We start from the raw sequence: 23,646 nt of genomic DNA, 5'->3' as shown, positions 1-23,646 counted from the left end.
ATAATAACTATTGAATGAAAATTAGAAAAACAAACTTAGAAGAAAAGGAGATTCCGGAAAAATGGTATAATATTATTGCGGACATGCCCAACAAGCCATTACCTCCATTGCATCCAGGCACCCTGGAACCTATCGGTCCCGACGCTTTGGCACCCTTGTTTCCCGAGGCACTTATCAAACAGGAAGTAACCACCGATAAATGGGTGACTATTCCGGATGAGGTGCGAAACATGTATTCCATTTGGAGACCCACTCCGCTTTACCGGGCATATGGACTGGAAAAGGCCCTGGATACTCCTGCCAAAATTTATTATAAATACGAAGGCGTGAGTCCATCAGGATCGCATAAACCCAATACTGCCATTCCGCAGGCGTATTACAATAAACAGGAGGGTATCAAAAGAATTACCACGGAAACCGGTGCAGGGCAATGGGGTTCAGCCTTAAGTTTTGCGTGCCAGCACTTCGGTATTGCCTGCGACGTGTACATGGTAAGACTCTCCTATAATGATAAGCCCTACCGAAAGATGATGATGAATACCTGGGGGGCCAATGTTTACCCTTCACCTTCAGACCGGACGGAGGCGGGTAGAAAGATCCTTGCAGAGAACCCGGACTCTCCCGGAAGTTTGGGGATTGCTATTTCGGAGGCGGTGGAAATGGCAGCTACCAGGGATGATACCAAGTATGCGCTGGGAAGTGTGCTAAACCACGTTAAACTTCACCAAACGATCATAGGGTTGGAAGCGATCAAACAAATGGAAAAAGCAGGAAGTGATCTGCCTGATATCGTCATTGCGCCATTTGGTGGCGGATCTAATTTTGCCGGCCTATCCTTCCCATTTCTTCGGTTGAACCTGGAGGAGGGTAAAAAGATTCGGTGCATTGCCAGCGAACCTTCTTCCTGCCCCAAATTAACCAGAGGAATCTTTCGATATGATTTTGGGGATACGGCGGGAATGACCCCCCTTTTGCCCATGTACACCTTGGGACATGATTTTATTCCGGCTCCGATCCATGCAGGGGGCCTGCGTTACCACGGTGCTGGAGTAATAGTTAGCCAATTGCTCAAAGATCAGCTAATCGAAGCCCGAGCTCATGATAACCTGGAAATTTTCGAAGCCGGGGTTCTTTTTTCCCGTGCTGAGGGAATTATACCCGCTCCGGAGGCCAACCACGGAATCGCAACTGCCATTCAGGAAGCCAAAAAATGCAAAGAAGAAGGGGTTTCCAAAACCATTTTATTTAATCTCTGCGGTCATGGAAATTTTGATATGAAAGCGTATGACGATTATTTTGCTGGAAAAATACGGCAGCATGAGTTGAGCCAGGAAGAAATTGATGCTTCCATTGCCAAACTAGGGACACCTACGATTCCCGTATGACAGTTTTGGGGAGATCATGAATAGAAGGAGTTTTTGCAAAAAAGGAGTGTTGGTATCCGGTGCGTTAGCATCGAATTCCACATTCCTTTTTCCCTTTGAGCAAGGAGACCAAAATCATTCAGACATTCCCCTGGTGGATACTCACCTTCACCTTTGGAATTTGTCAGAGATGGATTATCCCTGGCTACAGGGGGCTGATAATCCTTTGGCAAAAAATCACTTATTACCGGATTACCAACAGGCAAGCGACGCATTTCCCATTTCAAAGATGGTTTTTGTAGAATGTGGCAGGGTCCCCGAACAGTATTTACAAGAGGTAGACTGGGTGGTGAAACAATCTGAAAAGGATCCCCGGATAGCAGGAATGGTCGCTTACTTCCCGTTGGAAAAAGGAGAGAAAAGTCGGGGGGCTATGGAAGTCATGGCAGAAAGGAAAATTGTTCGTGGCATACGAAAAACTCCAATGCTTGGACATTCTGGATTTTTGCGAGGTATCGAATTCTTGAGGCGCTTTGGTTGGGTTTATGATCTTAATGTAAATCCCAGGCAATTACATGATGTATTTACTCTGGTAAAGAGTTTCCCGGACCAGGTATTTATTTTAGACCATCTTGCCAATCCTGATATTGTAAATGAGGACTGGGAAGCCTGGGCCAATTCCCTGGCACCTTTCGCTTCCATGGAGCAGGTTTACTGCAAAATCTCCGGTATGCTTACCAGGGCCGGGGCGGGTTGGAAATTGAATGGTCTGCAGCCCTATTTTGATACTGTCCTTGAGGTCTTTGGTCCGGATAGGGTCGTTTTCGGGGGAGACTGGCCGGTGGTACTTCGAGCGGGCACCTATAGCGAGTGGATGGCAACGTTTTATTCCCTTTCTCAAAAATTATCACCGGAAGAAAAGGAAAAATTATACTACCGAAATGCCGAAAAAGTCTACGATCTTTAAGTTGAGTAGTTGATTTGGCGAAAATTGAAGGATGAAATCTACTTTATTATTAGGAGAATAAGAATTGTCTTTTTTAAAATTTAAATCACATAAAAAGAGCTAAAGATGAATAAACAACCGAATAAAAGCGAAACGAATGATTCCCGAAGAAATTTTGTCAAAACAGCCTCCCTCAGTGCAGCGAGTTTTTTTATAGTCCCAAGGTTTGTGCTTGGGGGAAAGGGTCATGTGGCCCCCAGTGATAAGGTCAATGTAGGAATGATCGGCGTAGGGGGAAAGGGTCGTCAAAATGCGCTCGACCTGATGAAACTGGATGATGTTCAGATTACCGCAATTGCCGACCCGGGAGAATACTGGGATTTAGCGAATTTTTATTACCGGTCCATTGCGGGTCGGGGTCCGGTGAAGCGACTGGTTGAGGGTCATTACGAAGACAAAACTGAAAATTACAAACTCAATGAGTATTTGGATTTCCGAGAAATGCTGGAAAAAGAAAAGGGATTGGATGCCATTTGTTGCTCCACTCCAGACAATACCCACGCCTATGTGACCTATGCTTCAATGAAAGCCGGAAAACATGTCTATTGCGAAAAGCCCCTGACTCACAATATTTGGGAAGCCAGGATGGTCAAGCAATTGACCCAAGAAACCGGTTTGGCCACCCAAATGGGAAATGTGGGGCACAGCACAGATGGTATCCGGCAGACCGTAGAATATTTACGAGCTGGAGTGATCGGAGAGGTAAAGGAAACTCATTCCTGGGTCCCTGCTTCCCGCTGGATTCCTGAAATAGAAAGTGTACCCGAAGAAGGCACCCCCAAGCCCCATGGATTGGACTGGGATCTTTGGCTTGGACCTTCCGCCAACAGGCCCTATCACGAGTGGTATTCACCGGTTACCTGGCGGGATTTCTGGGATTTTGGCTGCGGTGCTTTAGGAGACTTTGGCTGCCACGACATGGACGCGGCTACCTGGGCATTTGAACTGGGCTACCCGAAAACCATCGAAGTTTTTCCGGCAGGATTTAGTAACGAGCACATCGCTCCCTATGGGGAAATAGGATATTATCATTTTCCGGAGAACAACACCGGAAAGCCCATAAAGTTAACCTGGTATTCTGGTGGGTTAAAACCTCCCTTACATCCTTCACTTCCTGCAGACTATCAATGGCCTTCCCGTGCGACTTTGTTCGTTGGAGATAAGGGCATCATTGTCAATGGCGGGAACCGGGTACCACACGTGTTTCCTGAGAGCTTGGCAGCCAGCATGAGAAAACCAGCAGAAGTCATCCCCAGGTCGAATGGCCATTTCAGAGATTGGGTGGATGCCATTAAGGGCGGTCCTGCTGCAAGTGCCAATTTTGAATATGGGGCGCACCTTACAGAGATTACCCTTTTGGGAGTTCTGTCCTTACGAATGGGAGGGCAAAAAATTCATTGGGATTCAAAAAACCTCAAAGCCATAGGACTGGATGCGGCAGACAAATACATCCGGGAACCGGTCCGTCCAGGTTGGGAAATGACTTGATTTTTGCAATTAATTGCATGGATATGCCAAGCCCGGTCAAATTTGGACCGGGCTTTTATATTCAGGATAGCCTAAAATACCCCTAATCCAATAAGAAATTGTTAAAAAATGTGCTCTTTAATAACATCCAAACGAAGAAGAACAAAATACCCCAAAAAAGGTACGGCCTGTAGTAGTCCATGGTCTCTTTGTACCGGGACTCAATGATTTCTGCTTTTTCCAGTTCGTCAATTTTTGTAAAAATGGTTTCCAAAGCACCATCGTCAGAAGCCCTGAAAAACTCACCTTCGGTAATGCGGGCGATGTTTCGAAGGGTTTCTTCATTTAGGTAACTCTCAATCATTTGGGGTCTACCAAAGAAGTCCGTGCCATAGGGGACCATTCCGTCCTTTCCAACCGCGATGGTGTAGATTTTAATATCCATTGCCTCCGCAAGCTGCGCAGCAAAAACCGGATCTACGTTTCCTGCATTATTATCCCCGTCACTGAGTAGTACCATGACCTTGGATTTAGCTTCTGATTCCCTCATCCGGTTGGTGGCAGTAGACACCGCACTGCCAATGGCGGTACCCTTGGCATCCATCATATTAAAGGTAATGCTTCCTACCAAGTCTGTTAATAGTTCGTAGTCAGTGGTAAGGGGAGCCAGGGAGAAGGCCTCACCGGAAAAGATGACCATTCCGATCCGGTCTGCGATGCGACCATTGATAAAATCGATTGCCGTTTCTTTAGCCGCTTCCAACCTGTTGGGAGAAAAGTCCTGTAAATCCATGGATTCGGAAATGTCCAATACCAACATGATGTCTATCCCTTCGGTGTATTGTTCCACTTTTTCATTGGTGCGCTGAGGACGAGCGAGGGCGATCACCACCATCCATAGGGCAAATAGAAAAAAAAGGGAGGGAATGAGTCTTAAATAGGTCCAGAAATTTTTCTTTGAAGCCTTTTTTGGTAGGGAAAGCTCCAGGACTGGTTTTTTTAGGAATTTGATGAATTTTCTGAGCAGCAAAAACAAAGGAATCGCCCAAATCAAATGAAGCAGGAAAAAATTCTCCCATTCAAATGACTGTAGTGTTTCCGGTAAAAACCAGTTCCAGGAGATATAGGAAGAGATGTCATTCATGATGTTGAATTTTTTCAATTTTTTCTTCCAATTGCCGCTTTGAAATTTGAAGTAAATTTTCGCAAGCCTCCCGGATATTGCTATCTACCCGATTGGCATAAATGATTAATTCGATCTTCCGGAAATCTTTAATAACGTCCGGTTGCTGGAGGAAGATAGAAATTTCGGTACTAGTCCACTCTTTGACAGGTCGTCCGGTAAGGGTTTCCAAATAGCTTTTCCAAAGCCCCAGAAGTTCATCTGCTTCCTGGATCTGAGGATTTTCCACCAATTTTTTCATGGAAAGTTCCCAATTACCCAAAAACCGTTTCCATTTCTTTTTCTCGCGGCGAACTTGCCAACGTTTTTTCAAGCCATCGCCAAAGAAATAAATTGCTCCAACCAGGAGAATCAGGGCCGCTACCAGGCCTATAATAAGATAGGGGTAGTTAAAATAGGAAGGGATTATCTGGTAATTGTCATTTTGGCGAAAGGCCAACTCCTCCGGAATTTCATCAATAGTAAAAATCAGGTTCAGGGAAGCGGCTTCAGGGAAATGGCTTATGCTGTCGTATTTGAGAATTTCAAATACCGGAATGCGATAATTTTGGACAGAATCAAGAGAAAAGTTTGCCAACCAATAAACGGCACTATCCAAGGTGGTTTGATCATCAGAAATGGAGGCGAAGGTTTGTTTTTCCAGCAACTCGAAATCCCCGAAACGGTAGGTAGAATCCGGAAAAAGTACTGGAAGGTCGCTTGGGTATTGGGCTTTGAGTACATAGCCCACTCGTTCGCCCAATCTGGCTGAATCCTCCATAAAGTACCCTTCAACGGATATTTCCTGTCCCTGTATCCGGTAAGGCTGTGCCATCAGGAATACCGCCAATACCAACAGCTTCACTACTTTATCCACGTTTCATGGTTTTGTTTCTTAACTTGAATAATTCCATTAATGGAAGGACGATATCTTTTCGGGTGTCTATCTGAAGGTAATTGATCTGATTTCTTTTACAAAATTCCCTGAGATGGTCTCTTTCCGAGCCAAAAGAAGAAGCTATTTTTCGGGAAAAACCACCAAAAGCGGTATTTACCCAGGTAGTCTTTCCACCCTCCTTGTCAAAAACAGGAATAATCCCTAGAGAAGGGAGGGCGGATTCGATTGGGTCGGTCATTTGCAAGACTACCAGATCGTGTTTCTTGGCCAATGCTTTTAGCGGGCGTTCGTATTCTGAATCAATGAAGTCGGAAATTACAAAAAGAATGCTTCGCTTTTTGATTAGATTGAGACAAAAGGTAAACATTCCATTGAGGTCAGTACCCTGAGATTTTTTTTCCTGGTCAAAGATCCCTTTGATGATTTTTACGGCTTGCCTGCTCCCTTTTCCGGGAAGGATGATTTTCTCTTTTTCGTCCGAATAACTTATTAACCCCACTTGAGATCCCTCGTGAACAGCAGCCAGGGTTAAGACCCCAGCAATTTCTCTGCCTTGGTCAATTTTTTTTCTTTCCTTACTCCCGATGTCCTGGGAACCGCTGATATCTAGAAGAAAATAGACAGATTGGTCTTTGTCCTCCTTAAAGGTTTTTACAAAAGTCCCGTGACCCTTGGCAGATACCTTCCATTCTACCGTTCTGATATCGTCACCATACTGATAGGGCCTGAGGTCATCAAATTCCAAACCGGCACCCTTAAAAATGGATTGATGGTCACCCTGAAGGTGGCTGTTGGCCACTTTTCTAAGGATGATTTCATATCTTCTCAGTTTTTTAATCAGTTGGTTCATTTTTCAGTTTCAATGAAAAGCCTAATTTAGCAGTCTCCCTTGAATAATAAAACGACTTCGCCTTTACTTATTGCCAATTGTAAAAGGAATTGGGTAATTTTGTGCTGTGAAATTAACTTATAGTGTATTCGCTCTTTTCATATTGCTGGTTTCCTGCGATGGCAAGGAGAAACCAGAGGAGCTATTATCAGAGGATAAGATGGTGGAAATATTAGTTGACATCCACCTGGCTGAGGGTTTTGTCCAGTCCCTTTCCATTCCCTATGATTCAACCAAAGTACTTTACCCCATTCTCGAAAAACAAATTTTTGAAAAGCACGGAATTGCCGATACGGTGTATATCAACAGTCTGGAACATTACCTGCTGGACGCCTCCAAAATGGAATACCTTTACGAACGAACGATTGATTCGTTGACCTTAAGAGAAAAAATCGCCCGATAATTAATGAAATTATACCCTGCAAATCTGGAAGAAAAGATCGATTTTGATAAAATCAAAGAATTGATCAAAGAAGAGTGTACTGGTAGTTTGGGAGCGGATTTTGTAAAGAAAGTCTCTTTTTCCAAAGACCGGAAATTGCTAACCAAACTGTTGTCTCAAACAGATGAATTCCGGAAAATCTTGGTTTCAGGTGAGCCTTTTCCTGCTTCTAATTTCGTCAATATTTACCCTTACCTGGATAAGGCTAAGATTGAGGGTACCTTCCTGTTTGAAGATGAATTTCATGAAGTCAGGCTGGGGCTGAAAACATTGGAAGGATGTGTTTCATTCTTGAACAAATTTAAGGAGGAATACCCGCAGTTATTTCAATTGCTGGGCATGGTGGAGGAGGACATTCCCTTGGAAAAAAGCATTGGGCGGGTGCTGGACGAGAAGGGTAAGATAAAAAATAACGCATCGCAGGAATTGAATCTGATTCGAACACAGCTGGCCTATGAGGAAAGTCGGATCCGTAAAGTGCTGGACCAAATATACCGGTCGGTAAAAGCCCAGGGCTTTACCCCTGAGGACGCATCTGTTACGATCCGGGGAGGGCGTATGGTAATTCCTGTATTGGCAGAATATAAAAAGCGCATCAAGGGCTTTATTCACGACGAATCAGCCACGGGGCAGACGGTATATCTGGAACCGGCAGAGGTTTTGGATATCAACAATGATATCAGAGACCTCGAGTACATGGAACGCAGGGAAGTTCAGAAAATACTGACAAAGCTCACCGATGAATTGAGGATGTACATTCCGGCCCTCCGCAGGGCATTTTATTTTTTAGGAATGGTAGATTTCATTCGGGCCAAAGCCAAATTTGCGCTCAAAATAAATGGAGTAAACCCGGAAATGGCTACTGGCAGGGAAATGTCTTGGGAAAAAGCAAGACATCCTCTACTGGAAATGGCCCTTCGGCAACAAAAAAAGGCGATTGTTCCCGTTAGTCTTCGACTCGATCCCAATCATCGGCTTTTGGTAATATCCGGACCCAATGCAGGAGGCAAATCCGTTACTCTAAAGACCGTAGCATTGGTGCAATATATGTACCAATGCGGGTTGTTAGTGCCTATGGAACCCAATTCTATTTGCAGTATTTTTGACCAATTCTTTATCGATATCGGGGACGAGCAAAACATCGAAAATGACCTGAGTACCTATAGCTCCCATTTAATGAACATGAAACATTTTACGTTTTATGCCAATAAAAAAACCGTATTTTTCATAGACGAATTCGGAACCGGTACTGAACCGCAATTTGGAGGCGCGATAGCCGAGGCAATATTGACCGATTTAAATAAATCCGGGTCCTATGGAATCGTGACCACTCACTACGGGAATCTGAAACAACTTGCCTCCAAAAGTCCGGGGATGGTCAATGGGGCCATGCGGTATGATGTGGAAAAGTTGGAACCCTTATATGAACTGGAGATCGGGAAACCGGGAAGTTCATTCGCTTTTGAAATAGCCGGAAAGATTGGGATACCGAATGAGATAATTCTCCATGCAAAGGCACAGGTAGGGGAAACCCGCGTAAAGTACGACAAACTTCTGCTTAGAGTGGAAAGTGAAAAGAGCAAATACGAAACCCTGATGGCAGAAGCCCAACGGAAAGACCGGCTTCTCAGCCAAAGACTTCAAGAATACAATTCACTCAAAACTACTCTGGACGATCAACGAAAAGCCATTCTTAACGAAGCCAAGGCTCAAGCTAAGCTACTTCTGGAGGATGCAAATAAAAAGATTGAACACACCATTCGGTCCATCAAGGAATCTCAGGCCGATAAAGCGACTACACGTCAACTAAGAAACGAGCTGGAGGCACACAAGACTACCATAAAACCCGAAAAGCAGGCTGAGGAACCACCAAAAGCGATAAAAGTGCTGGAAGGGGAAGTGAAGCCGGGGGATCAGGTGCGGGTGAAAGATAATGGTGCGTTGGCTGAAGTGTTGGAAATCCGGGGAATGCAAGCATCCATTCTTATTGGAGATCTCAAATCAAAAGTTAAATTGAATCGACTGGAAAAGATATCCAATACCTCTTTGAAAAAAGAAAAGAAGGCGGTTGAAAAGCGGATAAGCTACGATACCATGTCCAAAATGGTGGATTTCTCTCCAAATTTGGATATTCGTGGGAAAAGAGGGGAAGAGGTGCTTCCCCTGATTCAAAATTTTATAGACGAAGGTTATATGCTTGGCATGAATGATCTCAAAATCATTCACGGCAAAGGAGATGGGATCTTAAGAGGATTGACCCGAAACCTGATCAGTAAAATGCCGTCTGTAGCCGGATTTTCCGATGAGCATGCAGATAGGGGAGGATCGGGGATTACCCTTGTTCAACTTAAAGCATAAAAGCGGAGACGGATTATCACCGTTTGTAGGCTTGTCTTGCCAATAGGGTCCAATTTTTACCTTTTTTGTGCCAAACAGTTAAAACACCCAAATTTACAGGAGCGGGGTCACTGTTTTGGTTATGGGTCGCACCAATGAGAAAATGCCTGACCAATGCAATCTTTCCCTTAATGTCCACGGTCTGATTTTCAATAGTGATTTCGGTGAAATTAGACTCTCCAGAGCTTAGCGCATGGATGAATTCGGACTGGTTTTCGATTAGGCCATTCGAGTGCCCATAGGTCAATTGGGGATCTGTCAGCATTTTTAACTGAGATTCGTCTCCATCGACCATCGCCTTCACCAAATCAGCCACCGCTTTTTCTACGGCAGCCACCTCTTTACTTTGGGCACACACCGCGGAGGCAGAAAATAAAAAAATAATAAGTAGGTACTTGTTCATGGGTTTATTTGTTTAAGGTAGGTTTATTCCATTAAAACCAGATCAAACACATAGAACCCGGCTAAAGCGCTTACACGTGCATTTTGCGGCGCAGGAACATTCCATTCCAGCCGGAGTCGATTTTGATTTCTGGTAAAGGATATTTCCCGGTTAGCTGCAGGCTGGATTCCGGAAAGGATGATCTTATCGTAATTTTCACCCTCGAATGCCCAGTTGCCGTTGCTGTCAAATAGCAGGTTGCTGTTTTCGGTGATGTAGTTTTTTCCTGTATTGTTGGAGATAAATCGGATCTCGAAATCCGTAAAAGTGTCGGTTTGTAGCGTTCCGTCTTTGGATACAGAGCCCCCGTTTCTAATGGTCCAGGTTTGGCTTCCAGTGGCGCCGGCCAGTTTTTCGATAGCGAGCTCCTCAACTGTCTTTTCCGGTTCGTCACTACCGCTCCCATTGCAGGCCATAACCGCAACAAAAAACAGTATTGTCCAATAAAATCTCCCTGCCATTTTCATAGACTATTCCTAAAGAAGTAAAATTAATCAATTCCAAAATTTATCAAAGTAATCTTTGCCTTTTATAATCTTCAAGACAAAGGATTTGTTCACAAAAGTCATACTCCCTGGAATCATTAGATGCAATAAGCAGGCATTTGGATTTCCCGAAATCAGCTATCAGGTTGCGATACCACTGTATTCCTTTTTCATCCAAATTAGAAGTAGGTTCATCCAACAGCACCAGCGGGGATTGAGAAAAAAAGCATATTCCGAGCTTTAGCCGTTGTTTCATCCCAGATGAAAAAAGGGAAATGGGTTTGTTGACAGCATTTTTCAGATGGAGCAATTCCACCAATTCTCCAAACGGCACCGGGGAATCCAGTTTTTTAAAGGAGAAATGAAAGCGAAGAAACTCTTCAAGAGTAAACTCTTCGGGTAGTTCGAGATAGGGAGCACTGATCACGAGATGCTTGTAGACGTCATCCATTGATATGCTGTAATCTCCTGATTTGAAGTTCAATTCCCCTTCGGTGAGGGGCATTTGGCCAGAAAGGCATTTGATTAACGTAGATTTTCCAGAACCATTTCCGCCAGTGATGGCTATTTTTTCACCGCTGGAAACCCGGAGGCTTAACGCTTTAAAAATCCATTCTCTTTGAAATTTTTTTCCGCCCAGGCTTAGGTCTACAGAAAACATTTTATTGAATATATCCTTTCATTACACCCCTTTCCGAAGAGCGGATAAAATTCACTATCTCATCCCTCTCCTTGGTTGCGGGGAGATTGATTTCGATCTCTTCCAATGCCCTGCTATTGTTCCAGCTATTTAAAAAAAGGTATCGGTAGACTTCCTGAATTTCACTAATGGTTTTTCCCTCGAAGCCCCTTCTACGGAGACCCAGGGAGTTGACACCTGCATAACTCAGGGGTTCGCGTGCCGCTTTGGTAAAGGGGGGAACGTCTTTCCGAACTAGAGAACCGCCGGATACCATACTGTGCATGCCGATTTTCACAAATTGATGGATTGCACTGCTTCCACCGATAAAGGCCCAGTCATCAATCGTCACATGACCAGCAACTTGTACTGAATTGGCAATGATTACCCGATCGTGGATCAGGCAGTCATGCGCAATGTGAACATAAGCCATCAAAAGACATTGTTTCCCGATTTTGGTGGTTTGCTTATCAGCGGTGCCGCGGTTGATGGTTACAAATTCCCGAATGGTTGTTTCGTCTCCTATTTCAACCAGCGAATCTTCCCCTTTAAATTTCAGATCTTGCGGAATGGCTGCGATTACGGCTCCGGGGAAAATGCGGCAATTTTTCCCAATTCTTGCCCCGGGATAAATGGTCACATTGGAACCAATCCAAGTGCCATCTCCAATTTCCACATTGGCATGGATGGAGGAGAACGCTTCTACAGAAACGTTTTTCCCTAGTTGGGCCTTTTCACTTATTTCGGATAATTTATTGATCATGCGTCTTTTCTTACGATACTGGCGGTCATTACGGCTTCACAAACCAGGGCGTTTCCAACAAAGGCTTCGCCTTTCATTTTTGCGATTCCTCTGCGAATTGGGTTTAGTAATTCGCATTTGAAAATTAAGGTGTCACCGGGCAGCACCATTTTTCTGAATTTGCAGTTTTCGATGCTAAGGAAGTAGGTCCAATAATTTTCGGGGTCTTCTACGGTACTCAAAACCAAAATTCCTCCGGTCTGTGCCATGGCTTCCACTTGGAGCACTCCTGGCATGACAGGATTATTGGGAAAATGACCCATAAAAAACGGTTCGTTGATGGTTACGTTTTTTACTCCAGCTACCACCTTGTTGTCCAGATAGATGATTTTATCCACCAACTGAAAAGGGTACCTGTGCGGTAAAATGTTACTAATTTGGTTGATATCGAGGACCGGAGGAGATTTTGGGTCGTAGTAAGGGATATTCATGGGGCCTGCTTTTTCCATGGCCCGCTTTATTTTTTTGGCAAACGCCACGTTGGCTGCATGTCCGGGCCTTGCTGCCAGAATTTGAGCTTTTAGCGGCCTGCCTACCAAGGCCAGGTCACCAATAACATCGAGAAGTTTGTGACGGGCAGGTTCATTTTTATAGCGAAGCTCCACGTTATTAAGGATTCCCTCCTTCTTTACTTCCACTTTTTGCTTATTAAACATTTTGGCAAGATTGGATAACTCCGCCTCTTCTACCACCCGGTCTACTACCACAATGGCATTATTCAGATCCCCCCCTTTGATTAAGTTGTTATTGTAAAGCATCTCCAGTTCGTGGAGAAAACAAAAGGTCCTGCAGGAAGCGATTTCCTGCCGAAACTGGCTGATGTCTGTAATAGAGGCATGCTGACTTCCCAAAACAGGTGAATTGTAGTCCACCATCACCGTTACCCGGAAATCATCCAGGGGAAGTGCTGCCATCTCTACTTCCCTGGCGCTGTCCTTATAATGAATGCTTTCCGGAACCTCAAAAAACCGGCGAAGGGCATTTTGCTCTTCCAGACCGGCATCCTCCAGAATATCAATAAACTGGATACTACTGCCGTCCAATATGGGAGGTTCTGGTCCGCTAAGTTGGATCAGCACATTGTCTATTTCCATACCAACAAGGGCTGCCAGCACATGCTCTACGGTAAAAACCCTGGCTCCACTTTGTTCCAGAGTCGTGCCCCGCGATACATCCACCACGTTGTCTACATCTGCATCGATAATCGGCTGCCCTTCCAGGTCCATTCGTTGAAATTTGTATCCGTAATTGGGATTTGCTGGCAAAAAAGTCATATTGGCTTCAATACCGGTATGTAATCCTACCCCGGATATGGTCACCTGCTTTTTTATGGTATGTTGTTTTACTTTCATTAAAATAACTAACTAATAACTGTGATCTGCCGAATGACTGACAAATTTATAGTTTTTTTTCCAGCTCTCTTAATTTGTCCTGAAGTATAGGTAATTTTTTGAATATAGTATACGATTTTAAGAAAGCCTTAATATCAAAGCCTATATAGCCGAAAATAGTCTTTCCAGGTTCTAAGACCGATTTCATAACGCCTGTGTTGCCACCGACGGTCGTTCGGTCTGCCAGTTGTATGTGACCCACAATGGAACATTTTCCGGCCAGAACGCAATTTTTCCCAACAGTGGTGGATCCCGCTACACCAGCTTGGGAGGCGATTACCGTATTTTCACCCAGAATTACATTGTGGGCAATTTGAACCAGATTGTCTATTTTCACTCCTTTGCCTATTCGGGTGGATCCCATCGTGGCACAGTCGATGGTAGTATTGGCGCCTATGCTCACATTGTCTTCCAGTATTACATTTCCTAACTGTGGAATATTCTTATACGTACCGTCTTCCTGCGGCGCAAAACCAAACCCATCCGATCCAATTACGCTGCCCGCATGAATCTCGCAATCGTTTCCGATGATCGTCCCTGAGTATAATTTTACTCCGGGATAAAACACACAATTATCTCCAATTGTTACCTGATCCCCTATGTATACCTGAGGATGAATTTTGACATTAGTGCCGATGGTACAACCTTTACCAATGTAAGAGAAGGCACCCCGGAAAAACTTTTCTCCGATGGTACTGCTTTCGTGCATATAGCTGGGCATTTCCGTACCAAGTAGTTCTGATGTTGTTAATTCTTTATAGGTTTCCAGGAGTTTAGTAAAACCAATGTACGGATCTTTTACCCGGATGAGAGTCGTATGTATTTTTTTCTGAGGTTTGAAATTATCCGAAACAATGATTGCGGAGCATTGGGTGTTGTAGAGGTATTGCTCGTACTTCAGGTTAGATAAAAACCCAATGCTTCCTATTGTTCCTTCTTGTATTTTTTCAAGGCGGCTGATTTTAATCGAACCATCCCCTTCCACATTTCCATCTAAAAGTTGCGCAATTTGATCGATGGTAAATTCCATGAGGTATAGTTTGTTTTACCGTAAAGTTAAATTTTTAGCATGACAAGCATAATATTTTTTAACAATTTTACTCATGGCCTTGATGTTTGGCAGATCCGCAGCCATTGCCACATCCATTACCTCTCCCTTTTTGGTCAAAATATAGATTTTGTCATCTGCCAGGTATCCATAATTGCTGATTTCTCCCGATGTGAAAAAATAGGGCAAGTCCACATCGGAAAGGCTTAGTTTAGATTGCACGGCAGACTTCATTCGAGAAATATCCTCGTCAGTGAATGGTTGGTTTACCAGCTGGATTTTGAATAGTCTCCGGGTCAAAAACATGTGAGATATCTCACGCAGGACCAGATCATCACTATTTTTCCATAACTTGATGGCACCCCACACATCATAATCATCTAATTGTGAAAAGTCCTCCAGCCAATCAGGGGTTCCTGTTGGCCGTTCTTGTGAAAGGTCACGTTGTAGAAATTCCAACAATTCTACCGAACCAGGCAACGGAACGCCCGAGGAAACCAGTTCTTTCGCTCGAAGAATAAGGTTAATGAGCATTTTCTCTGCACAGACGGTAGTTTTGTGTAAGTAAACCTGCCAGTACATCAGCCTGCGGGCATTTAGAAAATTTTCGATGCTATAAATTCCTTTTTCTTCTATTACCAGATGATCATCCACTATGGTCATCATTTTAATGATGCGGTCAGCACCGATCGTACCTTCAGAAACGCCGGTAAAAAAACAATCTCGTTGAAGATAGTCCAGGCGGTCAATATCCAACTGGCTGGAAACTAATTGGTGAAAGAATTTTCTTTCGTAACTTCCCACAAAAATCGCTTTAGCCAACAAAAGCTGGCCATGAAATTGCTTATTGAGCTCATCAAAGAACAAAAGTGACAAGGATTCGTGGTGAAGCCCTTTGAGGAGGATGGATTCCAGCGCGTGGGAAAAAGGTCCGTGTCCAATATCATGAAGCAAAATGGCAATTTGGGATGCTTCATACTCTTGTTCAGTGATTTCAATTCCTTTGTTACGTAATTGATCCAATGTGATACTCATTAAGTGCATGGCGCCTATGGCATGGTGAAATCGGGTATGAAGTGCACCCGGATAGACCATATCTGTCAAACCTAGTTGTTTGATTCTGCGTAACCTCTGAAAATAGGGATGATCAATGACGGCAAAGATCAGTTCACTGTGGATGTTGATGAACCCGTAGACCGGGTCATTGATTATCTTATGGCTTTTCAATGTCCTGTTCATTTAGGCAACATGCTTAAAAGTAAGTAAACTTAAAAAGAATTAAACCAATTGATATGCAAAATTTCAAAATATTATGGGCCGATGATGAGATTGATCTCTTGAAGCCCCATATTTTATTTTTACAACAAAAAGGCTATGATATAGTCACCGTTAATAGTGGGTTGGACGCAGTAGAAAAGGTAGAGGAGGAAAATTACGATCTTGTGTTTCTGGATGAAATGATGCCCGGAATGACAGGTTTGGAGGCCTTGCAGCAGATCAAAAGCTTAAAGCCCCAAATTCCAGTGGTAATGATCACCAAGAGTGAAGAGGAACACATAATGGATGATGCGATTGGCGGAAAAATAGCCGATTATTTAATCAAGCCAATCAACCCTAATCAAATCCTGTTGTCAGCGAAGAAAATTCTTCAAAACAAACAATTGATCAGTGAAAAAACAAACCTTTCTTACCAGCAAGACTTCAGGAATATCAGTATGGCTTATAACGATGCCATCGACCATGAAGAATGGGCGGACATATTTAAAAAGTTGACCTATTGGGAATTGGAAATTGATGAGACGGAAAACAAAAGCATGCAAGAAGTTTTGGAATCACAAAAAGTGGAAGCCAATGTCAATTTTGCCCGATTTATCAAGGAAAATTATCTGGATTGGCTGAATGTCCCCAATATTAGCAAGCCCGTGTTGTCCCATCAGGTCATGAAACAGCATGTGTTTCCGAAATTGAAAGAGGGTAAACCATTGTTTTTTATTGTAATCGATAACTTGAGGCTTGATCAATGGGAAATGATTGAAAATCAACTGCGGGATTACTTTACGGTAAAAGAAGACGAAACCTATTATAGTATTCTACCCACCACTACGGCATTTTCCAGAAATGCACTTTTCAGTGGCATGATGCCACTGGATATGGCCAAATCTTATCCGGACCTATGGGAGGAAGAAGATACGGATGAAGGTAAAAACAACAACGAAGCCGAATTTTTAAAAATAAACCTGAAGAAAAACCGGCTTTCCATCCGCTCCAGTTACCATAAAATCCTGCAAACCAATCAGGGCAAAGCAGTATTGGATCAGTTTCCAAACCTGGTAAAGAATGACTTGAACGTATTGGTTTATAATTTTGTAGATATGATGTCCCATGCGAGGACTGACATGAAAATGATTCGGGAATTAGCGCCTGATGAGTCGGCCTATCGTTCGCTGACTACCAGTTGGTTTCAGCATAGCTCGTTATTTGAATTGTTCAAAAAAATAAGCCAGGCAGGAGCAGAAGTGGTGGTTACTACCGATCACGGCACCAAGCGGGTTAACAAGCCCTACAAAATCGTGGGAGATCGAAATGTAACTACAAATTTGAGGTACAAACAAGGGAAAAACCTTAATTTTGAATCTGGGAAAGTGTTTGAAATCAAAAAACCAGAGGATGCCAGACTTCCTCAGTTAAATATTTCCTCCAGTTATGTATTTGCAGTGGAGGATTACTTCTTTGCTTATCCGAATAATTATAACTACTACGTAAACTTTTACAAGGATACGTTTCAGCATGGTGGGGTTTCTCTTGAAGAGATGATCATTCCCATCGTTCATTTACAGCCAAAATAGCGAACATTTGAAATCCTGGGAATGTAAACAGTTGGATGAAATTTCAAAATCCGCCGAATTAATCCTAGATTTATGCCGTGATTACACCGTGTGGGTATTCAAAGGAGAGATGGGGGCAGGCAAAACTACCCTGATCAAGGAAATCTGTAGCCTGCTGGCGGTAGAAGATCCGGTAAGTAGCCCTACCTTTTCCATAGTAAATGAATACGATATCAAAAATGGAAAAATCATCTATCATTTTGATTTTTACAGAATAGAAGATCCTATGGAGGCAGTCGAAATAGGTGTGGAGGAGTATTTCTACAGTGGTAATTACTGCTTTGTAGAGTGGGCAGAAAAAATCCCTGGTTTTTTGCCTGAGACCTTTGCATTGATAGAAATCGAAAAAGGAACGGAAGAAACCAGGTATATAAGGGTAAAAATTAGCCACCAATGATAACGGGATCAGGATTTTCTGAAATAGCAAAGGAAACGGGAGTGTTTACCCAGGAATCTGTGGCCCGGGTAAAAAAGAAGGGCTCACATGTACTAATAGGAATACCCAGAGAGATAGCAGATCAGGAAAAAAGGGTTGTACTGACTCCGGAAGCTGTTTCCCTTCTGGTTCAAAACGGGCAACGGGTAAAAGTGGAAACCAATGCCGGCAAACTGGCGAAGTTCTCCGATAAGGATTATTCGGAGGCAGGAGCATCGGTAGTTTATTCTAGTAAGGAGGTTTTTGACGCAGACGTAGTATTGAAGGTTGAGCCACCGACACTTGAAGAGATTGAGTACATGCGCCAGGGATCCTGTCTGATTTCAGCACTCCAGTTGGGCAAACAGAAGGCCTCATTTATAGAGGAACTGAACCGAAAGAAGGTCACTGCTGTGGCATTCGAGCACCTGGAGGATAAGGTCGGGGGAATGCCAGTAGTTCGAGCCATGAGTGAGATCGCCGGAAGTACGGTGATGTTGATCGCTGCGGAGTACTTGAGTAGTGTAAGCGATGGGAAAGGGTTGGTATTGGGAGGAATAACAGGTGTGCCGCCAACGCAGGTGGTGATCATTGGGGCGGGCACCGTGGCAGAATATGCTGCAAGAGCCGCCTTGGGCCTTGGTGCCAATATCAAAATTTTTGATAACCACATTTACAAGTTGCGCAGGATCAAACAGGTTTTGGGACAGCAGGTTTTTACATCCACCATTGATAACTACGTACTGGGGCAGGCTCTTAGAGAATCAGACGTGGTAATCGGTGCCCTTCGGGCGGAAAAAGGAAGACCAAAAATAGTCGTTTCTGAAGAAATGGTTGCCCAAATGATGGACGGCAGCATTGTCATCGATGTAAGTATAGATCAAGGAGGCTGTATTGCGACAGCAGAAATGACCAATCATAGCGACCCGGTGTATGAAAGACACGGTGTGATCCATTATTGTGTACCCAACATTGCGGCCAGGGTTTCCAGAACGGCTTCTTATTCCTTGAGCAATATCTTTACTCCGATTTTGCTTCAAATGGCAGAACTGGGAGGCGCTGAAGAGATGATTTTTAATTACAAATGGTTTATGAAAGGGGTTTATACCTACCGGGGAAGCCTCACCAATGCCCACCTCGGAAGAAAGTTTCAAATGGCCCACAAAGAGCTTCAGCTATTGCTGGCAGCGAGGTATTAAAAATAGCAGACTTAAGAGAGAAGGTTTTGCCGGAGAAGAAACTCTAATTGATCGTTGGCCTTAAGCAAACTATCGGTAAGTTGTTTATTCTCCTTTCTTAGCGAAAAAACTTCAAAAGCATTTTTCACCACGGTACGCAAGTAATCTTCCTCCCAGGGTTTGGTAAGGTAATGGTATACTTTTCCTTTGTTAATCGCATCAATTACCGCTTGAATATCCGTATAACCGGTAAGTAAAATCCGCATGGGATCGGGATGCATGGGTATGATGGACTCCAAAAAGTCTACCCCGTTTTCCTTAGGCATGCGTTGGTCAGTAATGATGATGTCTATGTCCTCCTGCAGTAAAATATCCCTGCCGTCATCAGCTGATTCTGCCAGAAATATCTTGTAATCCCTCCTAAAAGTAGCCTTAAAAGCTTTAAGGTTATTTACTTCATCATCTACATACAGTATCCTGATCTTGTCTTTTTCCATGCCTTAAATATCGTAAATGCTCTGAAATTTCTAAAGAATAAAAAATTGAATTTTAATTTTAAATAAAATAACAGTCTTTTTCAAATATTATTCATTAGTTTAATCGTAATTTATTTATATTCAAAAGTTTATTTTATAAATTAAGGAATTAAACCTAAAATACAAAAAAAAATATAATAAATTAATTCTGTATTTTTGATTGTTTATAATCACAAAAATATAACTTTACCAATATTATTACCTATTTTAGTCATAAAAATTATGGACGACTCAACTAATAAAAATGAGTTTGATCATGCATGGAAACCTGTAATATTATCACCTAGAGATCAGGTAGATAAGAATGTAGTAACAAAATTGAAGGATACAGGTAAAGTAATGTTTTTTGATACTTTTGAATTGCAATTGACCGAGCTGATAAAAACAATGAATCCCAAAAGGAGTTTGAGCCTTGAGGAGTTGTCGGAAAAGAAGATAGATTATTATAAAGCTTCTGGAAATAGTGCTCAGGAATGCGGAAATTGGATATACTATCCCTGGAGGAAAACCCTGGTCCGCGTTTTAGAGGAAAAAGACTTTATCCGGTTACGCACTATTAGAAATAAGTATAAAATCACAGAAGAAGAACAGCAAAAGCTTCGGGAGCAAGCTATCGGAGTAATTGGCCTGTCGGTAGGTCAAAGTGTCGCACTCTGCCTGGCAATGGAAAGATGTTTTGGAGAGTTGCGTATTGCGGATTTTGACACACTGGATTTGAGTAACATGAATAGGATCCGAACGGGTCTCTTCAATCTGGGATTGAAAAAGTCATGGATTGTGGCCCGGGAAATCGCCGAAATAGACCCCTACTTAAAAGTTAGCCTTTTTAATGATGGCGTTTCGGAGGCTAATTTAGAGGAATTCCTTACCTGGAAAGGAAAAAAATTAGATTTGTTGATCGAAGAATGTGACAGTTTGCCGGTAAAAATCCAAAGTAGAATAAAAGCAAAAAGGTTGGGAATACCGGTAATAATGGATACCAGTGACAGGGGTATGATGGACATAGAAAGATTTGACCAAGAGCCTGGACGGCCTATTTTTCACGGACTTTTAGGTGGTTTTGGGGAGGAAGCCGATTTAATGGCAAAAATCCCGGATAGGGGTAAAGAAATCATGATGGCATTATTGCAGTTTGACAACCTTTCCGAAAGGGTAAAATACAGTTTTTTGGAACTTGGAAAATCCATTACCTCCTGGCCTCAACTTGCTTCCTCTGTAGTATTGGGAGGAGCGGCCTGTTGTCATTATGCCAGAATGATCCTTCTCGGGCTATCAGTAGCATCCGGAAGATTTTATGTTGATTTGGACCAAATAATCGATCTGAATGAAGGTTAGAGTTAGGATAGTCAGGGCTATTGACGATGTAGAAGCCACAGAGAAATATATTTTTGGACACCATAAAGTTTTGGAGTCGTATGGGATTACGAAAGTGACGTCTGCTGATCGGTCTTGGGCATTAAACCCGCACGTTTACCTGATTTTGTTTGAGTCCATGGATGATTTGCGAATTTTGGGTGGGGGAAGAATCCAACTCAGAACTGAAAACTTCCCCCTTCCTTTTGAGCTGGCTATAAGAGAAATTGATCCTCAAATCAATGATTACCTATCAGATTTTAAGGATCTTGAGGTGGCTGAATATTGTGGGTTGTGGAATAGCCGGGAAGTAGCCGGTTACGGGATAGGGAGCATTTACCTGGTTAGAGTTGGGATTGCAATTCTTCCGCAGTTGAATCTGAAAAAACTCTTTGGACTCAGTTCGCCTGTCACCCTGAGTATTTCTAAAAGTGTGGGATACCAGGTGATTTCGCTTTTAGGAGATAATGGTTCCTTCTATTATCCTAAAGAAGGCCTCATTGCCACAGCGTTAGAAATCAATGATATCAACGAGCTTTCCCATGCCCAAGATGCCGAAAGATCCTATATTTTTGATTTAAGAAAAAAGATAAATTTTAATACGATCGAAAGTGGTCCGAAAGGTGAGATGGAATTGCAATTTGAACTTCAGATACCGAAACCTGATAAATGAAACACTTATACAATTACCTGAGGAACATAGGCTTGTCCCTGTTTTTGATTTTGTTTGTTACCCTTCCGATTATCTATTATTTGGGAGTTTTTAGCCAGGATGAGGGCATGCGTTTCCAACACTTCACTTATTTCACCGCAAAGGAGGATTTCACTTATTCCTCGTTAGACATGGAATTATTTGATAAGGATGCTTTTCAAACCATTGATTTGGGTGTATTGGAGGAAGATTTATATGTGAAAATGGATTTGGACGAAATAGATGGGTTGCATCAGGATAGTTTGTATGTGGTTGAAATAAGTAATCCCTCATTTCGAGAAGTAGAATTGCTTCGTTTTAATGATTCAGGAGAAATTGCCTCCCGCAATAGAGCGGGAACCGGATTATCAAAAACAAATCCCTTAAAGAACCCCAATCCGTTTTTTAGAATTGTACCGGGTGAAGAACCCAATTCCATCCTTGTCTTCAGAATAAGATCCGCTGTTCCGGTTGAATTTGACGTTTCAATTTCACCCTCCGTTTCCTTTTTTCAGAATTACAGTTTGAGGCTGATCATCATCAGTACCTATTTCGGGATCATGATTGCGTTGTTTTTATACAATTTGATCCTCTATTTCTCTGTAAAAGACAAAGTGTATCTTTTTTATTGTTTTTATATTTTCTTTATCGCCCTGGCCCAACTGTCACTATCAGGGTATTCGTATTTTTTTCTGATGGAAAATGCGTTCTTGTATGAGATAAGTATCATTGGGTTTACGGCTCTTTCGAGCATCTTCGTTATTCCTTTCATTCAACTATTTTTAAAAACGGATGTCTACCTCCCTAAATACGATAAATTTCTCTATCTTATTCCATTATCATATGTAGTTGCCTTGATCTTCAGGGTTTTTGGCTTCGTTCAGTGGAGTTATTCTCTGACAGATCTTAATGGGATGGTATTGGCCATTTGTTTTTTTACCATAGGGATCATAGCTGCCAGAAAGGGTTATCGGTCCGCTTATTTTTTCTTGCTAGCCTGGAGTTTTTTACTTTTTGGCTTGGTGGTATTTATCTTACATAATCAGCGTGTAATCGATCTAGGATCTTATGCTAATTTCCCGCTGTTGGCAGGTACCGCAATTGAAGCCTTGTTACTTTCTTTTGCATTGGCAGACAAAATCAATATACTTAAAAAAGAAAAGGAACATGAGCAGCTCGACAAACTGGAAGCACTGAAAGAAAATGAGCGACTTATTAAAGAGCAGAATCTTTATTTGGAGGATATGGTGAAATCCAGGACAGAAGAATTGGAAAAAACACTAAAAAACCTGCAAAATACCCAGACTCAGCTTGTAAACCAGGAAAAAATGGCCTCCTTGGGTCAGTTGACAGCCGGCATTGCTCACGAAATCAATAATCCGATTAACTTCGTTAGCTCTAATATATCTCCTTTGAAACGTGATCTGAAAGATATTCTGGAATTGATGGAAGTCTATAGAGAGAAAGGAAACGAGGAGTTTACAGAGGAAACCAAGTCGGAAATTGAAGAATTGGAGGAAGACATTGAAATCGAGTATCTTTTGGAGGAAGTAGAACAGCTGCTCAATGGAATGGAAGATGGCGCCAAGCGGACTGTTGAAATTGTTCGTGGGTTGAAGTTGTTTTCCAGGGTTGATGAACAAGATGTGAAAAAAGTCGACTTACACGACGGTATTGACAGTACCTTAATCCTACTGAATAGCAACATGTCCGGGAGGATTAAGTTGACCAAAAATTACGGCTCCATCCCTATGGTAGAATGCCTGGCCGGAAAAATAAATCAGGTTTTTATGAATATTATTAGCAATGCCATCCATGCCCTCATGGATCATCCTATAGAAGGTAGAGAACCTGAACTTACCATTGGTACTGCTTTCGAAAACCAGCGGGTGATCATCAGGATTCAAGACAATGGACCTGGCATGCCTCCCCATGTGAAGGATAAGATTTTTGAACCCTTCTTCACGACCAAGGCGGTCGGAAAAGGAACGGGGCTGGGCTTGTCTATTGTATATACCATCATAGAAAACCATAAGGGTACTTTAAAAGTTGAATCAGAAGAAAGCGTAGGAACTATTTTCATAATTGAATTGCCGATTGATCAAAATTAACAGCT

At 42.7% G+C, this 23,646-nt stretch carries 22 protein-coding genes; 11 read left to right on the top strand and 11 right to left on the bottom strand.

The window, feature by feature from the left end:
• Window positions 1-14: 14 nt before the first annotated feature.
• The 3 genes from GKS34_RS11225 (at window position 15) to GKS34_RS11215 (ending at window position 3,858) form a co-directional block, all read left to right on the top strand.
• On the top strand, window positions 15-1,385 hold the full coding sequence (locus GKS34_RS11225; RefSeq protein ID WP_163384904.1) for a TrpB-like pyridoxal phosphate-dependent enzyme: 1,371 nt from the start codon (window positions 15-17) through the stop codon (window positions 1,383-1,385).
• A 16-nt stretch (window positions 1,386-1,401) separates the two neighbouring features.
• Window positions 1,402-2,331 (top strand): amidohydrolase family protein, encoded by a 930-nt coding sequence (locus GKS34_RS11220; RefSeq protein ID WP_163384903.1) that lies wholly within the window; start codon window positions 1,402-1,404, stop codon window positions 2,329-2,331.
• A 105-nt stretch (window positions 2,332-2,436) separates the two neighbouring features.
• Entirely contained in the window at window positions 2,437-3,858 is a 1,422-nt protein-coding gene (locus GKS34_RS11215; protein ID WP_163384902.1) for a Gfo/Idh/MocA family protein, read from the top strand.
• Window positions 3,859-3,940: 82 nt separating this feature from the next.
• Here GKS34_RS11215 and GKS34_RS11210 read toward each other — a convergent pair whose 3' ends face one another.
• The 3 genes from GKS34_RS11210 to GKS34_RS11200 are packed head-to-tail and all read right to left on the bottom strand — an operon-like array spanning window position 3,941 to window position 6,747.
• A complete protein-coding gene (locus GKS34_RS11210) occupies window positions 3,941-4,981 on the bottom strand; it encodes a vWA domain-containing protein (RefSeq protein WP_163384901.1) in 1,041 nt (346 codons plus the stop codon).
• Complete coding sequence (locus GKS34_RS11205) at window positions 4,974-5,876, bottom strand: hypothetical protein (RefSeq protein ID WP_163384900.1); 903 nt, start codon at window positions 5,874-5,876, stop codon at window positions 4,974-4,976. The genes GKS34_RS11210 and GKS34_RS11205 overlap by 8 nt, the downstream gene beginning before the upstream one ends.
• Window positions 5,869-6,747, bottom strand: coding sequence for a DUF58 domain-containing protein (locus GKS34_RS11200; RefSeq protein WP_163384899.1), 879 nt, complete (start codon window positions 6,745-6,747; stop codon window positions 5,869-5,871). The genes GKS34_RS11205 and GKS34_RS11200 overlap by 8 nt, the downstream gene beginning before the upstream one ends.
• A gap of 106 nt (window positions 6,748-6,853) precedes the next feature.
• On the opposite strand from GKS34_RS11200, the gene GKS34_RS11195 reads away from it, so the two are divergent.
• On the top strand, window positions 6,854-7,189 hold the full coding sequence (locus tag GKS34_RS11195; RefSeq protein ID WP_163384898.1) for a DUF4296 domain-containing protein: 336 nt from the start codon (window positions 6,854-6,856) through the stop codon (window positions 7,187-7,189).
• Window positions 7,190-7,192: 3 nt separating this feature from the next.
• Window positions 7,193-9,586: an endonuclease MutS2 gene (locus tag GKS34_RS11190; protein ID WP_163384897.1), complete on the top strand. Its 2,394-nt coding sequence runs from the start codon at window positions 7,193-7,195 to the stop codon at window positions 9,584-9,586.
• Window positions 9,587-9,602: 16 nt separating this feature from the next.
• On the opposite strand, the gene GKS34_RS11185 is transcribed toward GKS34_RS11190, so the two are convergent.
• From GKS34_RS11185 to GKS34_RS11155, 7 genes are read right to left on the bottom strand one after another with little or no spacing between them, the layout of a single operon-like run.
• A complete protein-coding gene (locus tag GKS34_RS11185; protein WP_163384896.1) occupies window positions 9,603-10,028 on the bottom strand; it encodes a nuclear transport factor 2 family protein in 426 nt (141 codons plus the stop codon).
• Window positions 10,029-10,051: 23 nt separating this feature from the next.
• Window positions 10,052-10,528, bottom strand: a complete 477-nt coding sequence (locus GKS34_RS11180; protein WP_240459276.1) for a hypothetical protein — start codon at window positions 10,526-10,528, stop codon at window positions 10,052-10,054.
• Window positions 10,529-10,577: 49 nt separating this feature from the next.
• On the bottom strand, window positions 10,578-11,213 hold the full coding sequence (locus GKS34_RS11175) for an ABC transporter ATP-binding protein (protein ID WP_163384894.1): 636 nt from the start codon (window positions 11,211-11,213) through the stop codon (window positions 10,578-10,580).
• 1 nt (window position 11,214) lies between these two features.
• Window positions 11,215-11,994, bottom strand: a complete 780-nt coding sequence (lpxA, locus tag GKS34_RS11170) for an acyl-ACP--UDP-N-acetylglucosamine O-acyltransferase (protein WP_162342012.1) — start codon at window positions 11,992-11,994, stop codon at window positions 11,215-11,217.
• The gene (locus GKS34_RS11165; protein WP_163384893.1) at window positions 11,991-13,385 is read right to left on the bottom strand and encodes a bifunctional UDP-3-O-[3-hydroxymyristoyl] N-acetylglucosamine deacetylase/3-hydroxyacyl-ACP dehydratase; all 1,395 of its coding nucleotides are present in this window, start codon (window positions 13,383-13,385) and stop codon (window positions 11,991-11,993) included. The genes lpxA and GKS34_RS11165 overlap by 4 nt, the downstream gene beginning before the upstream one ends.
• 46 nt (window positions 13,386-13,431) lie before the next feature.
• Complete coding sequence (gene lpxD / locus GKS34_RS11160) at window positions 13,432-14,454, bottom strand: UDP-3-O-(3-hydroxymyristoyl)glucosamine N-acyltransferase (RefSeq protein WP_163384892.1); 1,023 nt, start codon at window positions 14,452-14,454, stop codon at window positions 13,432-13,434.
• Between the two features lie 15 nt (window positions 14,455-14,469).
• A complete protein-coding gene (locus tag GKS34_RS11155) occupies window positions 14,470-15,711 on the bottom strand; it encodes an HD domain-containing protein (protein WP_205602060.1) in 1,242 nt (413 codons plus the stop codon).
• A gap of 53 nt (window positions 15,712-15,764) precedes the next feature.
• On the opposite strand from GKS34_RS11155, the gene porX reads away from it, so the two are divergent.
• The 3 genes from porX to GKS34_RS11140 are packed head-to-tail and all read left to right on the top strand — an operon-like array spanning window position 15,765 to window position 18,971.
• Window positions 15,765-17,318 carry a T9SS response regulator signal transducer PorX gene (gene porX / locus GKS34_RS11150; protein ID WP_163384891.1) on the top strand — a complete coding sequence of 518 codons (1,554 nt, stop codon included), beginning with the start codon at window positions 15,765-15,767 and terminating at the stop codon, window positions 17,316-17,318.
• Between the two features lie 7 nt (window positions 17,319-17,325).
• Window positions 17,326-17,754 (top strand): tRNA (adenosine(37)-N6)-threonylcarbamoyltransferase complex ATPase subunit type 1 TsaE, encoded by a 429-nt coding sequence (gene tsaE / locus GKS34_RS11145; RefSeq protein WP_205602059.1) that lies wholly within the window; start codon window positions 17,326-17,328, stop codon window positions 17,752-17,754.
• Window positions 17,751-18,971, top strand: coding sequence for an alanine dehydrogenase (locus tag GKS34_RS11140; protein WP_163384890.1), 1,221 nt, complete (start codon window positions 17,751-17,753; stop codon window positions 18,969-18,971). The genes tsaE and GKS34_RS11140 overlap by 4 nt, the downstream gene beginning before the upstream one ends.
• An 11-nt stretch (window positions 18,972-18,982) precedes the next feature.
• Here the strand turns inward: GKS34_RS11140 and GKS34_RS11135 are convergent, their stop codons facing one another.
• On the bottom strand, window positions 18,983-19,447 hold the full coding sequence (locus tag GKS34_RS11135) for a response regulator (protein WP_163384889.1): 465 nt from the start codon (window positions 19,445-19,447) through the stop codon (window positions 18,983-18,985).
• Window positions 19,448-19,708: 261 nt separating this feature from the next.
• Here GKS34_RS11135 and GKS34_RS11130 point away from each other — a divergent pair, with 261 nt between their 5' ends.
• The 3 genes from GKS34_RS11130 to GKS34_RS11120 are packed head-to-tail and all read left to right on the top strand — an operon-like array spanning window position 19,709 to window position 23,641.
• Window positions 19,709-20,821, top strand: a complete 1,113-nt coding sequence (locus tag GKS34_RS11130; RefSeq protein WP_163384888.1) for a ThiF family adenylyltransferase — start codon at window positions 19,709-19,711, stop codon at window positions 20,819-20,821.
• The gene (locus GKS34_RS11125; RefSeq protein ID WP_163384887.1) at window positions 20,811-21,512 is read left to right on the top strand and encodes a hypothetical protein; all 702 of its coding nucleotides are present in this window, start codon (window positions 20,811-20,813) and stop codon (window positions 21,510-21,512) included. Before GKS34_RS11130 ends, GKS34_RS11125 begins: the two co-directional genes overlap by 11 nt.
• Complete coding sequence (locus GKS34_RS11120; RefSeq protein ID WP_163384886.1) at window positions 21,509-23,641, top strand: sensor histidine kinase; 2,133 nt, start codon at window positions 21,509-21,511, stop codon at window positions 23,639-23,641. The genes GKS34_RS11125 and GKS34_RS11120 overlap by 4 nt, the downstream gene beginning before the upstream one ends.
• The last annotated feature ends 5 nt before the right edge of the window (window positions 23,642-23,646 follow it).

The organism is Cyclobacterium jeungdonense, from assembly GCF_010994275.1.
Lineage (GTDB): Bacteria > Bacteroidota > Bacteroidia > Cytophagales > Cyclobacteriaceae > Cyclobacterium > Cyclobacterium jeungdonense.
The sequence above is the reverse complement of the archived record's forward strand: the minus strand, read 5'-3'. Positions and strand labels throughout refer to the sequence as shown.